The 11,957-nt window shown below is 68.1% G+C and carries 11 protein-coding genes; all 11 read left to right on the forward strand.

The genetic code is table 11. The annotated features are described in order from the left end of the window. Positions 1-1,166 precede the first annotated feature (1,166 nt). The 11 genes from JOF55_RS12585 to proC all read left to right on the forward strand — a co-directional run bounded on the left by JOF55_RS12585 (position 1,167) and on the right by proC (position 11,949). Positions 1,167-1,598 carry an OsmC family peroxiredoxin gene (locus tag JOF55_RS12585; protein ID WP_310273800.1) on the forward strand — a complete coding sequence of 144 codons (432 nt, stop codon included), beginning with the start codon at positions 1,167-1,169 and terminating at the stop codon, positions 1,596-1,598. A 55-nt stretch (positions 1,599-1,653) separates the two neighbouring features. Continuing rightward, entirely contained in the window at positions 1,654-2,403 is a 750-nt protein-coding gene (locus JOF55_RS12590; protein WP_310273802.1) for a phosphoglyceromutase, read from the forward strand. Positions 2,404-2,656: 253 nt separating this feature from the next. Continuing rightward, positions 2,657-3,979 carry a sensor histidine kinase gene (locus tag JOF55_RS12595; protein ID WP_310273803.1) on the forward strand — a complete coding sequence of 441 codons (1,323 nt, stop codon included), beginning with the start codon at positions 2,657-2,659 and terminating at the stop codon, positions 3,977-3,979. Further along, complete coding sequence (locus JOF55_RS12600; RefSeq protein WP_310273805.1) at positions 3,976-4,656, forward strand: response regulator transcription factor; 681 nt, start codon at positions 3,976-3,978, stop codon at positions 4,654-4,656. The genes JOF55_RS12595 and JOF55_RS12600 overlap by 4 nt, the downstream gene beginning before the upstream one ends. A 275-nt stretch (positions 4,657-4,931) precedes the next feature. Continuing rightward, positions 4,932-5,984 (forward strand): Ppx/GppA family phosphatase, encoded by a 1,053-nt coding sequence (locus tag JOF55_RS12605; protein WP_310273807.1) that lies wholly within the window; start codon positions 4,932-4,934, stop codon positions 5,982-5,984. Then, positions 5,981-7,354 (forward strand): Rv0497 family membrane protein, encoded by a 1,374-nt coding sequence (locus JOF55_RS12610; RefSeq protein WP_310273809.1) that lies wholly within the window; start codon positions 5,981-5,983, stop codon positions 7,352-7,354. The genes JOF55_RS12605 and JOF55_RS12610 overlap by 4 nt, the downstream gene beginning before the upstream one ends. A gap of 97 nt (positions 7,355-7,451) precedes the next feature. Next, a complete protein-coding gene (locus JOF55_RS12615) occupies positions 7,452-8,315 on the forward strand; it encodes a sugar phosphate isomerase/epimerase family protein (RefSeq protein ID WP_310273811.1) in 864 nt (287 codons plus the stop codon). Between the two features lie 152 nt (positions 8,316-8,467). Then, entirely contained in the window at positions 8,468-9,280 is an 813-nt protein-coding gene (locus tag JOF55_RS12620) for a thioesterase family protein (protein WP_310273813.1), read from the forward strand. Between the two features lie 122 nt (positions 9,281-9,402). Continuing rightward, the gene (locus JOF55_RS12625; protein ID WP_310273815.1) at positions 9,403-9,957 is read left to right on the forward strand and encodes an RNA polymerase sigma factor; all 555 of its coding nucleotides are present in this window, start codon (positions 9,403-9,405) and stop codon (positions 9,955-9,957) included. Then, a complete protein-coding gene (locus JOF55_RS12630; protein ID WP_310273817.1) occupies positions 9,954-10,976 on the forward strand; it encodes a CU044_5270 family protein in 1,023 nt (340 codons plus the stop codon). The genes JOF55_RS12625 and JOF55_RS12630 overlap by 4 nt, the downstream gene beginning before the upstream one ends. Positions 10,977-11,133: 157 nt before the next feature. Further along, a complete protein-coding gene (gene proC / locus JOF55_RS12635; protein ID WP_310273819.1) occupies positions 11,134-11,949 on the forward strand; it encodes a pyrroline-5-carboxylate reductase in 816 nt (271 codons plus the stop codon). The last annotated feature ends 8 nt before the right edge of the window (positions 11,950-11,957 follow it).

Here is an 11,957-nt window from a genome sequence, read left to right on the forward strand (position 1 = left end):
CGGTACCGTTCGCAAGTATCGACTAAAGACGATACGAGGTGCGATGAGCATGCACGGCAGCCCAGCAGGCGAGATACTCATACTGAGTTTTAGAGGCTCCGGCAGTAGGAACTGTCGGGCTCGCGGCGCCCAGGCGGCGCCTCGCGGCGTTGTCGTGGAGTCGACGTGGCTCCGCCACGCCTCCTTCCTTCGTCTTGCGAGGCATCCACCTGGCCACCGCTCCCTGATCCAACGCCCTACTGCCGGAGCCTCTTAGTTTTGTGCAGTCGGATTGCACAAAACTCAAAGTGAGTATGAGTTACGCTACGTTGTAGAGATGGCGCGCCAGGTCGTTCAGTGCGCTGCGTAACTCGTCCTTCCCGCCGAAGCGCTCGGCGAGGTTGCTCAAGCTGCCCATTCTCGTGAATCCACCTTCAGTGCGCTGGGCTTCAGCTCGGGAGTACTGTGCGCTCGGCGTGCGTGATCAGTGGCATCTCCCCAAGCCACGTGCAGCAACAGGTCGACCGGATCCGCCCGCAGTGGGGATTCCCGGGTGTGCCAGCGAGAGCCCGCGACGAGCTTTCCGTCATTGATCCGGTATTCGGATTTGATCCGCTCCTCGGGCCAGTGCGCCTCGGCGGCATGGGAACCCGCGGCGGGGCGGCTCGGGAGAGAGGGGGAGTCGCGAGCCTGAGCCGCCCCGCACTGGGGTCCGCCATGACGGGCCGATTGGGCGGGGGGGGGGTGCCCGCGGCCCGGCGGGCGCGGTTCGACGGGGGAGACGAACCGCGCTCACGCCCCTGCGAGATCGGGGAGTGCGTGGGAGCCGATCCCGAAAGGGCGCTGTCAACTTCGCAGAGTCCGGCAGTGGCCACAAGACCACAGCTTTACTCCATTCGAGTGATGTTCGTCTCAAAAGGTAACGCTGTGATGCTGCACTGCCCTCGTTTGGCCGAAATCGGTGATCAACATCACGTTTGGCGTAACACTATGGCGGTTATTTCGTAACTGTCCGGCGAACTCCGTGTTCTCGTGCGGCCGTACGCACACTGCGGCAGAGTGGTCGGCGCACGGGCTCGCCGCCGGGGACCGGCATGGCACCCGGACACCGGAAAACCCGGGCAACGACGGCGGCGAATCCGGACAGCGAGTAATCCGGCAGCGACGAAGGAGAACGGAGTAGCGCGATGGCCGAACGCAACGCGACCACCACCTGGAGCGGAGACCTGGGCTCGGGTTCCGGGTCCGTGACATTGGACTCCTCCAACACGGGTCGTTTCCCCGTGTCGTGGTCGAGCCGCACCGAGGACCCCGACGGGCGCACCAGTCCGGAGGAACTCATCGCCGCCGCGCACTCCTCCTGCTTCTCGATGCAACTGTCCGGCCTGCTCACCGAGGCGGGCACCCCGCCGGAGACGATCGACACCAGCGCGGAGGTCTCCTTCGGCAAAAGTGGAGGCGGCTTCGCCATCACCGGGATCGCACTGACCGTGCGGGCGACGGTTCCGGGGACCGATCGGGAGGCGTTCGACCAGGCCGCGCAGAAGGCCAAGGAGATCTGCCCGGTCTCGGCCGCGCTGGCGGGCACGACCATCACCCTCGACGCGACGCTGGTGTGAACCGCGATGATGGCTTGCCTCGGTCGCTCGCAAGCACCGGAGATAGCCTGAAAGCATGACTGCTGTCGGGACCTTGGTGCTGCTTCGGCACGGTGAAAGCACATGGAACGCCGAGAACCTGTTCACCGGTTGGGTGGACGTTCCGTTGTCGGAGAAGGGCGAGGCGGAAGCGCAGCGAGGTGGTGAGCTCCTGCGGGAAGCAGGAGTACTGCCGGAGATACTCCACACCTCGCTGCTCCGTCGCGCCATCGCCACCGCCAACATCTCCCTGGACGCCGCCGACCGGCACTGGATCCCGGTGCGGCGCGACTGGCGCCTCAACGAACGCCACTACGGCGCACTGCAGGGCAAGAACAAGAAACAGACACTCGACACCTACGGTGAAGAGCAGTTCATGCTCTGGCGGCGCTCCTATGACACCCCGCCCCCGGAAATCGAGCCGGGCGACGAGTACAGCCAGGAGGACGACCCCCGCTACGCCGATCTCGGCGGCGACCTCCCGCGTACGGAATGCCTCAAGGACGTCGTGGCCAGGCTCCTCCCGTACTGGGAGTCGGCGATCGTGCCGGACTTGCGAGCCGGTAGGACGGTGTGCGTCGCCGCGCACGGCAACTCGCTGCGTGCGCTGGTCAAGCACCTCGACGGGATCTCGGACGAGGACATTTCGGGGCTGAACATCCCCACCGGTATCCCGCTGCGCTATGACCTGGACGAGCAGCTGAACCCCGTGGTTCGCGGTGGCACCTACCTCGACCCGGATGCCGCCGAAGCAGCGGTGGCCTCGGTGGCCAAGCAGGGACGCTGACGCGGTCGGTGGTTCCGGTTCGCCCGATGCCGGACCGGAACCACGCCCCGAGGCCACTCAAGCGGTGTCTTGCCGGTCTTGCCGACGGGCGGGTGGGACGTCTTCCCGGAAACCGGTGCCTCTCCCGCCGTTGAACCGGTGCCGACCCGAAGGTGAACCGTGAGTGAAATCGCCCACCGCTCGATGTCACAGGTATCACTGAATGGCCTCGCGGGCTGGTCCTGAGAGGGCCGTACCTGCTTACGATGCAAGTGTGACCATATTGGGCTATACCGCCCTGTTGATCGGCGTGCTGGTGCTCGGTTTGGCGGGCGGCTTCTGGCTCGCCCATGTTCGGAACCGGTACGAGCGGAACCGGCCAAAGGGGCCCACCGTCGCCGAACTCCTTCAGCGGCTGGTGCACTCCAGTAACAACGGCATAGTCGTGCTCAACAAGTTCGGTGACGTGGTGGTGCACAACCCACGCGCCGACCAGTTGGGTTTCGTCCGGGACAACCGAGCCGACGCGCGCGCTCGCAAGGCCGCCGAGCAGGTTCTCGAAAGCGGTGAGCCGGTGGCAGTGGATCTCTCGCCGCTCGAGCGGGGGACACTGCAGGGGAGGTCCCCCGCCGCCGTACTCGGTGAGGCGCGGCCGCTGGGGGACGAGTTCGCGGTCGTCGACGCAGGCGACGAGTCCGACGCGGTCCGGCTGGAAGCGACGCGCCGCGACTTCGTCGCCAATGTCAGCCACGAACTCAAGACCCCCGTCGGCGCCCTCGCCCTGCTCGCCGAGGCCGTGCTCGATGCCGCCGACGACCCCGAGGAAGTCCGCCACTTCTCCACCAAGATCCTGCACGAATCGACCCGTCTCGGAACGCTGGTTTCCGAGTTGATCGCGCTCTCGCGCCTGCAGGGCGCGGAATCGCTGCCCGAACTCACCACCGTCGAGGTCGACCGGGTCGTCGAGGAAGCTCTCGAGCGCAGCCGTATCGCCGCGGAATCCGCCGGGATCGAGATCACCGTCGACGAGTCCAGCGACCTGCTTCTGGACGGTGACGGCACCTTGCTGGTGACCGCGCTGAGCAACCTCATCGACAACGCCATCTCCTACTCCCCGGCCAACAGCTCGGTCTCGATCAGTCGCAGGCGCAGCGGCGACTTCGTCGAGATCGCCGTCACCGACCGGGGTATCGGGATCGATCCCGAGGATCAACAGCGAGTCTTCGAGCGCTTCTTCCGCGTGGACCCCGCGCGTTCCAGGGCCACCGGTGGGACCGGCCTCGGGCTGGCCATTGTCAAACATGTCGCTGCCAACCACGGCGGCGAAGTGAAGCTGTGGAGTCGGCCCGGTACCGGCTCCACCTTCACGCTCAGGGTGCCCGGCCACCCCGTCGGTGCGGGCAAGTCCGCCGGTACGGAGGAGACCGCGACCGCGGCCGAGACCGATTCCGCAACCGAGGCCGAATCAGCGGCCGAGGTGGATTCCGCTGCTGCCGCCGGATCCACCGCCGATTCCGGCAGCGACATGGCAGACGTACGTTCCGTGACCGTCGATGCGGACGGGTTCAAAGCCGTCGAAACGGGAGGACTCCGGTGACCAGGGTGCTGATCGTGGAGGATGAGGAATCCTTCGTCGACCCGCTGGCCTTCATGCTGCGAAAGGAGGGGTTCACCCCTGCGGTGACCACCGACGGGCAGGAGGCCCTGGACGAATTCGACCGCAATGGTGCGGACATCGTGCTGCTCGACCTGATGCTGCCCGGAATGAGCGGTACCGAGGTGTGCAAGCAGATTCGGCAGCGCTCGATGGTCCCGGTGATCATGGTGACCGCGCGGGACGCCGAGATCGATCGGGTCGTCGGCCTGGAACTCGGCGCCGATGACTACGTCACCAAGCCCTACTCGGCACGCGAACTCATCGCGCGGGTGCGGGCCGTACTGCGGCGTGGTGGGGAGGCCGAGGAGGTCTCGGCGCAGGCCCTCGAAGCCGGCCCGGTGCGGATGGACGTGGAGCGCCATGTGGTGACCGTGTCCGGGCAGGAGGTCAGCCTGCCGCTCAAGGAGTTCGACCTGCTCGAGTACCTCCTGCGCAACGTCGGTCGGGTGCTCACTCGCGGGCAACTGATCGACCGGGTCTGGGGAGGCGACTACGTTGGTGACACCAAGACCCTCGACGTGCACATCAAGCGGCTGCGCTCGAAACTCGAGCCCGATCCGACCGATCCGCGCCATCTCGTGACCGTGCGGGGGCTCGGCTACAAGTTCGAGATATAAGAGGCTCCGGCAGTAGGAACTGTCGGGCTCGCGACGCCCAGGCGGCGCCTCGCGGCGTTGTCGTGGAGTCGACGTGGCTCCGCCACGCCTCCTTCCTTCGTCTTGCGAGGCATCCACCTGGCCACCGCTCCCTGATCCAACGCCCTACTGCCGGAGCCTCTGAGGCGGTGCCGGTGTCGGCAGCCCCGGTGTTGCCTCGCCGCGGGATCCGGCACATCGAGTAGGTCGGGTGGTTGCCGAGCCCGCTCCGGCGGCGACCGGTAACGTGGACGGTTATGCGCCTAGGCGTGCTTGACGTCGGGTCGAATACCGTCCACCTGCTCGTGGCGGATGCGCACCGCGGTGCGCATCCGATCCCGATGACGTCCGAAAAGACCGCCCTGCGGCTCTCCGAACGAATCGGAGCCGCCGGGCGGTTGTCCGACAGTGACACCGATGAGCTCGTCCGTACCGTCGACGCGGCCCGGGAGTCCGCCGCCCGGCTCGGGTGTGCCGATGTCGTGGCCTTCGCCACCTCGGCGATTCGCGAGGCCGACAACGCCGCCGAGGTACTCGCGAGGGTCCATGCCGAAACCGGCGTCGGCCTCGATGTCCTCTCCGGCGAGGACGAGGCCCGCTTCACCTTCCTGGCCGCGCGCCGCTGGTACGGCTGGTCGGCGGGCAAGCTCCTGCTGCTGGATATCGGCGGTGGCTCGTTGGAGATGGCCATCGGGCTCGACGAGCAGCCCGAACTGGCCGCCTCGCTGCCGCTCGGTGCCGGTCGGCTGGCTCGCAGCAAACTGCCCCAGGACCCTCCCGACCGGAGTGATGTCCGCGCGCTTCGGGAGTGGCTGGACGAGCAGCTGGCCGATACCGCCGCGCACTTCGACAAGGTCGGTCGGCCGGACCGCGCCGTGGCCACGTCCAAAACCTTCCGAACGCTCGCGCGGTTGACCGATGCGGCCCCGCCCTCGTCCGGCTCCCGGGCGCGGCGGACACTCACCGATACCGGGTTGCGGCAGCTACTCTCCTGCATCACCCGGATGTCCTCGGCGGACCTGGCGGAGCTGGACGGGGTCAGCAGCGCTCGAGCGCATCAGCTGGTCAGCGGCGCTCTGGTGGCCGAGGCCACCATGCGAGCCCTGTCACTCGAGGAACTCGACATCTGCCCCTGGGCGTTGCGAGAGGGAGTGATTCTGCGGCGACTGGATCACGCGAATGGTGACGACCATGCTGCGATGCCGCCGGGAATGTCGCACCCTGTCATGACCGGGGGCACTCGCAGTGGCCAGCAGGCGGACGAGCGAACTGGACGGAAGGCCCAGCACGGGGCACGGTGGAATCGATGAGTCGGGACAGCGAGTCCGAGCACCCCAGTCAGCGCACTGTCGCCGAGCTGCTCGCCCAGCACGGCGGCAGCTCGCAACGGAACACGCGCCGGCGTCGCAGGCGGGCCGAGGACCCGACCGAAACGGCTCCGCAGGCGATCATCGACAGGGTGAACTCCGACAGCGGGCGGATGCGTCCCATCCCGCCCGAGGACGACACAGCCCAGCCCGCCGATCAGCAGCCCGCCGACCGGCAACCCATCTCCGGAAACGGTGCCGCACCCGAAGCGGCATCGCCGTCCTCGCAGGCACCCTCTGCCGGTTCGCAGGCACCCCCTGCCGGTTCGCAGGCACCCCCTGCCGGTTCGCAGGCACCTCCCGCTGGTTCTCCGCCCGCCACGTCCCCGCCGCCGGACGCTGCTTCCGGTACGAATCACGAGACCGCCGGAACCTCGCGTCCATTCCGCCGTGCGAACCTGCGGCCCGGGCGCTTCGCCAACGGCACTGTCGGTTCGGACGGCGGCACTGCCGCGGCGGATGTCGAGGTCACGGCACAGCAGCCCGCCGTGTCCGAGCAGTTCGAGCAGCCCGCGCACCTTGAGCAGCCCGAGTCGCAGGATGCCTCCGCCTCCGCCTCCGCCTCCGCCGCTTCGCCGTCGGAGACCTCCGATATGCCCGCCGTGTCGACACCCGGGGCGAGGGGATACTTCCGGCAGCGCGGTGGTGTGGCTTCTTCCGCTCCTCCGCTGCCCGGAACCGACGGCGCGACCGAACAGTTCCCATCGGTGCGCGGCACGGTCCAGCAGGCACCGAGCGAGGTCAACGGCGGGCAGTGGCCTGCTGCGGGCATGGGCGGCACGGCCGTGCCCGCTCACCCCGGCACCGGAACGCTCTTCGAGCCCGACAGCGCGGACCGGGACGAATACGACGCGCTGTACTACGACGCCGAGGAGGATGCCGACGACGCCGTCGATGACGTCATCGGGGGCGAACTCGATTTCGACGACGACTCCGGCGAGGAGCTCGGCGTCGAGGAGGACAAGCAGTCCCGGCATGCGGAACTGCCCGCGGGAATGGATGCCGAGGACTACTTTGCGGACGGCGCCGATGCCGAGGAGCCCGAGCGTTCCCCCGTCCGCGAATGGGTCACCCTGATCACGCAGGTCGGCGCAGGCCTCGTCGGTGGTGGTGCGGTCTGGCTCGGCTTCCGTTGGTTGTGGACCGCCATCCCGGTGGCCGCACTGGTCGCCGCGCTGGTTGTCACCGGTGCCCTCGTGTTCATCGCTCGCAGGTTCCTGCGCACCGACGATCTGCAGACGATTCTGCTGGCCGTGCTGGTGGGGCTGGTCTGTACCGTGTCCCCTGCGGCATTATTGCTGGTCGGATATTGATGAACGTCGGCGTCCCGGGCGCAGTACCGAACATCGGCACGCCGAGACAAGCGCACCCGCAGCACCCGTCCACACCCTCAGTCACACTTGGCAGGACATGACTGCCGAAACATTCCCCGATTCGACGACCGGAGCGCACCGGACACCCATTCCCATCGGGCTCTCGAGCGCCTCGGTCTGGCCGCAACCGGTCGGCGCCGCGTTCGAGATGGCGGCGGATCTCGGCTACGACGGAGTCGAAGTCATGGTATGGGCCGACGCGACGAGCCAGGATGTCTCCGCACTGCGGCGTCTGTCCGAACAGCACGGTATGCCCGTCCTCGCCATCCACGCGCCGTGCCTGCTCATCACCCAGCGCGTGTGGTCCCCCGACCCGGAGGAACGCCTGCGTGATGCCGTCGTCGCCGCCAGCGACCTCGGTGCCTCCACGGTCGTGGTGCACCCTCCCTTTCGCTGGCAACGCCGCTATGCCGATAACTTCGGCGAACTCGTCGCCGGGCTCGAGGAGACCAGCGGTATCAAGATCGCCGTGGAGAACATGTTTCCCATCCGCCCACCGCACACCTGGGACCGGATCCGCGGGAGCAAGGCAGCGGGACTGTCCGCCTTCCGCCCCTCTCCGGACCCCACCGAGGTCGGCTACCGCAACTACACCTTCGACGTCTCCCACGCAGCAGCGGCGCACGTCGACGCCGTCGACATGATGCAACGAATGGGGAGCGGACTGGCCCACGTCCACCTGGCGGACGGCACCGGGGCACCCCATGATGAACACCTCATTCCCGGCCACGGCATCCAGCCGTGCGCCGAGATCTGCGAAGCGCTGGCCGCGAACGGTTTCAGCGGAACGGTGGCGCTCGAGGTCAACACCAGAAAGGCGCGAAATCCGCGGCAGCGGGCCGCGCAGCTCGCCGAAGCCCTGCTCTTCGCACGTCTGCACCTGGAACCGCTGCACGCCTGACAGCGGCGCAGCGATCGCCCTGCCCGGTGATACGTAGAATCAGCGAACATGAATCGCTTACGCGAGTCGGGTGCTCGTGGCCTTTCCCACCGACCCACACGGTGCCCGAGGATGCTCTCGCACTCTGCGAGCCCGGCCCCAGCGGGTCGCACATGACGGACACGGACTTCGGCGGCTTCGCCACCGCGACGGCGATCCACGCCCTCGGCGACGGCACGTACTCCGCCGATCTCGACCCGCAGTGGGCCGTCGGCGACCATCCACACGGGGGCTACCTGCTGGCGCTGCTCACCCGCGCTGCCACGGACGCGGTCGGCGACGCACAGTCGGAGCCGCTGTCGGTGAGCGCCCAGTTCCTGCGCTCACCCAAGATCGGGCCCGTCGTGCTCCGGACCGAACCGCTCAAGCGCGGGCGCACGGTCACCTTCGTGCGGGCCACTCTCGAACAGGGTGAGCGGACCCAGGTCGAGGCCACCGTGACCCTGGGAGCACTGCCCGCGGAAACACCGGCGTGGTCCGATCTGCCGGACATGCCGGTGGAGCCTCCGGCCGAGGCCGTCGACATGGGGCGGTCGAACCACGAGCAGTTCTCCGCTCTCTCCCGGTCCTGCGACCTGCGTCTTGACCCGGAGGGGGCAGGCTTCCTCAAGGGAAGCACGACGGGACCACTACGGCTGCGGCTGTGGGTCCGGCCGCGGGAGGCCCAGCCGGATCTGCTCTTCGGTCTCGTGGCGGGAGACATCACCATGCCGGTCACTCTCAATCTCGGGCGCTTCGGCTGGTCTCCCACCGTGCAGCTCACCGCGTTGTTGCGGGCCCGCCCGGCGTCCGGGTGGCTGCGCCTGGCGGTCGAGTCCAAAGCGGTGCACGGAGCCTGGTTCGACGAGGACACCCTCGTCATCGACTCGACGGGACGGCTCATCTGCCAGGCACGGCAGCTTGCCCTGAGCCCCTCGGCCGAGTAGGCGCTTCAACCCCCTCCTCGGACCTTTCTCGCGCGCGACCTGCGTTGCTCCACTTCTTCGTCGGCTTGGTGTGACAGGCAGAGGTGTGCCGGACACAAGGTGAGTGAGACGAAGGGAGCGGGATGGGTGACGGGCAGGCCTATTTCGGGCGCATCTACCGCCGCTATTACGGCGCCCTCCGACGGTTCGTCGGTCGGCGCGTGATCTACGGGGAAGTCGACGATGTCACGGCGGAGGTCTTCGTCGTGGCATGGCGCCGGTTCGCCGAGCTTCCGGCGGAGGAAAGCGTGCTGCCCTGGTTGTACGGGATCGAGCGGCGCGTGCTTGCCAATGAGTTCCGGCGGTCCCGGCGGGCCGATGCTTTGGCCGACCAGGTCGCTGCCCAACCGGCCCGGTCCGCCGGTACCGACCATGCCGAGGCGGTCGCCGATCAGTTGGCGATCGCGGCGGCGTTCGACCGGCTGCGTGCGGACGATCGGGAAGTCCTGCGGTTGGTGGCCTGGGAGAACCTGACCGGTGCCGAGGTGGCCACCGTGCTCGGCTGCGCCCGAACCACGGCCGCGATGCGCATCAACCGGGCGCGGCGCCGCCTGCTCAAAAGCCTGCACAATTCCGAGCCCGCCAGGCACTCGGAGTCGACCGTCACAGTGACCGCGGCGAATGGAGCGAACCGATGAGGCGCACCGAGCAGCATGTCCGAGAGCTGCTGGGCTCACTGGATCCCATGCGCGATGACGAGCGTGCAGCGGGTGTGCCCCCGGTCCCCGCCCGGATCACCGGCGTGGAGCCATCCGCCGCTCGGAGAAAACGACCCCGGGCGCGCATCCGGCGAGCGATCCTGGCCGGGGCCGCGGCGGCCGTGCTGTTGGCCGGTGGTCTGATGTGGACCTCCGCCGGGCCCAGCACCCCCGAAGGACACGCGGCCACACCCCCGCTGCTGAAGATCACTCCGCCACAGCAGGACCGCCCGGCTGCCCAGCGGCTGCACGCCATCGCCGATCGGGCCGCGGCATCCGGTGTGCCGGACGGTGCGACCGGGCGGACCGAGTACATCAGGATGAAGAACTGGTATCTGCACAGTCAGATCGACCGCAGCGGCACCATCTCGGCGATTCAGCCGCAGATGCGTGAATCCCGGCGGCACCCGGATGGTTCGGGGCGCACCGTGATCCGCAAGCAACCTCCGCGATTTCGGTCCGAGGCGGGCCGCGAGCAATGGGCCGGAGACACCTCCGACAGCAAGCGGGTGCACCGGTGGAGCGCCGGGGAACGCACAACTCCCTGGGACGGGCGTCCGCCAACGGATACCGACGCCCTGCGCTCCTGGCTGCGGCAGCGCCCCTCGGGCCAGTCGGAACCGCTCCGGACCTTCAGCGCCATCACCGACCTGCTGCGGAACAGGGTGCTGCTGCCCGAGGAGCGCGCCGCCGTACTGCGCGTGCTCGCCGAGTTGCCCGGCCTGCGCTACAACGGCACCACCCACGACCGGGCCGACCGCCCCGGACAGGCGTTCTCCCTGGAATCCGATGACAGCGGGCTGCCCACCCGCTACACCCTCATCCTCGATCCGGGCACCGGCCGCTTCCTCGGTTACGAGGAGATGCTGACCACCTCGGCAGGGGCACTCAATGTGCCCGTCCCCTCCGTGATCACCTACGAAACCTACCTGGACAGGAAGTTCCTGACACGGCAATAGTGCAATGTGCGGCCTTTCCTTCGAAGGCCGGTCCGGGTGTCGCCCGGAATCCGAATGCCGTCACGGTGACGCGCCACGAACTCACTGCCGCACCGGACAGGTCGCACCGGACAGGGGCTCGCCGTGGTATCGCAGCGGGTTTGACATCCTGACCGGCATGACGACCATTGCCGTACTCGGGGCCGGAAGGATCGGAGAGTCGCTGCTGTCCGGTCTGCTGAATACCGGGCGCGCCCCGGAAGAGCTTCTGTTCACCGAGCGCTATCCGCAGCGAGCGGCCGAACTGACGGAGCAGTACGGGATCGAGCACGTGGACATCGCCACGGCGGCACGCCGTGCGGACATCCTCATCGTCGCCGTCAAGCCGCAGGATATCGATCCACTGCTCGACGAGGTGGAGCCGCTGGTCACTGCGGACAAGCTGGTTGTCTCGCTGTGCGCAGGCCTGCCGACGAAGGTGTTCGAACGCAGGCTCGCCGAGGGGACACCGGTGGTGCGGGTCATGCCGAACACGCCCATGCTCGTCGGCGAGGCCATGAGCGCCATCTCCGCGGGATCGCACGCCGGGGAGGCTCACCTGGAACTCGTCGAGGAGCTGCTCGGCAGCGTGGGGCGAGTCACACGGGTGCCGGAAAGCCAGCAGGATGCGGTCACCGCCTTGTCCGGCTCGGGGCCCGCGTACTTTTTCTACCTGGTCGAGGCCATGATCGATGCCGGGATCCTGCTGGGCCTCCCGCGCGCGGTGGCAGGTGAGCTGATCGTGCAGTCCGCGGTGGGAGCGGCCACGATGCTCCGCGAGGGGGAGGGGCACCCGGTCATGATGCGGGAAGGGGTGACCTCCCCGGCCGGGACCACCATCGCCGGAATCCGGGAACTCGAGAAGCACGGTGTCCGTGCCGCACTGATCGATGCGATCGAGGCGGCTCGCGATCGTTCGCTGGAGCTCGGCCGGGTACACGACACCGACGAGTAGGCAACGCC

Origin of the sequence: Haloactinomyces albus (assembly GCF_031458135.1) — a bacterium.
Classification (GTDB): Bacteria; Actinomycetota; Actinomycetes; order Mycobacteriales; family Pseudonocardiaceae; genus Haloactinomyces; species Haloactinomyces albus.

What these genes read in the sequence shown, in the direction of transcription:
- JOF55_RS12585 (WP_310273800.1), top strand. Translation starts at nt 1,167, where the DNA reads ATGGCCGAACGCAACGCGACCACCACCTGGAGCGGAGACCTGGGCTCG.
- JOF55_RS12590 (WP_310273802.1), top strand. Translation starts at nt 1,654, where the DNA reads ATGACTGCTGTCGGGACCTTGGTGCTGCTTCGGCACGGTGAAAGCACA.
- JOF55_RS12605 (WP_310273807.1), top strand. Translation starts at nt 4,932, where the DNA reads ATGCGCCTAGGCGTGCTTGACGTCGGGTCGAATACCGTCCACCTGCTC.
- JOF55_RS12610 (WP_310273809.1), top strand. Translation starts at nt 5,981, where the DNA reads ATGAGTCGGGACAGCGAGTCCGAGCACCCCAGTCAGCGCACTGTCGCC.
- JOF55_RS12615 (WP_310273811.1), top strand. Translation starts at nt 7,452, where the DNA reads ATGACTGCCGAAACATTCCCCGATTCGACGACCGGAGCGCACCGGACA.
- JOF55_RS12620 (WP_310273813.1), top strand. Translation starts at nt 8,468, where the DNA reads ATGACGGACACGGACTTCGGCGGCTTCGCCACCGCGACGGCGATCCAC.
- JOF55_RS12625 (WP_310273815.1), top strand. Translation starts at nt 9,403, where the DNA reads ATGGGTGACGGGCAGGCCTATTTCGGGCGCATCTACCGCCGCTATTAC.
- JOF55_RS12630 (WP_310273817.1), top strand. Translation starts at nt 9,954, where the DNA reads ATGAGGCGCACCGAGCAGCATGTCCGAGAGCTGCTGGGCTCACTGGAT.
- proC (WP_310273819.1), top strand. Translation starts at nt 11,134, where the DNA reads ATGACGACCATTGCCGTACTCGGGGCCGGAAGGATCGGAGAGTCGCTG.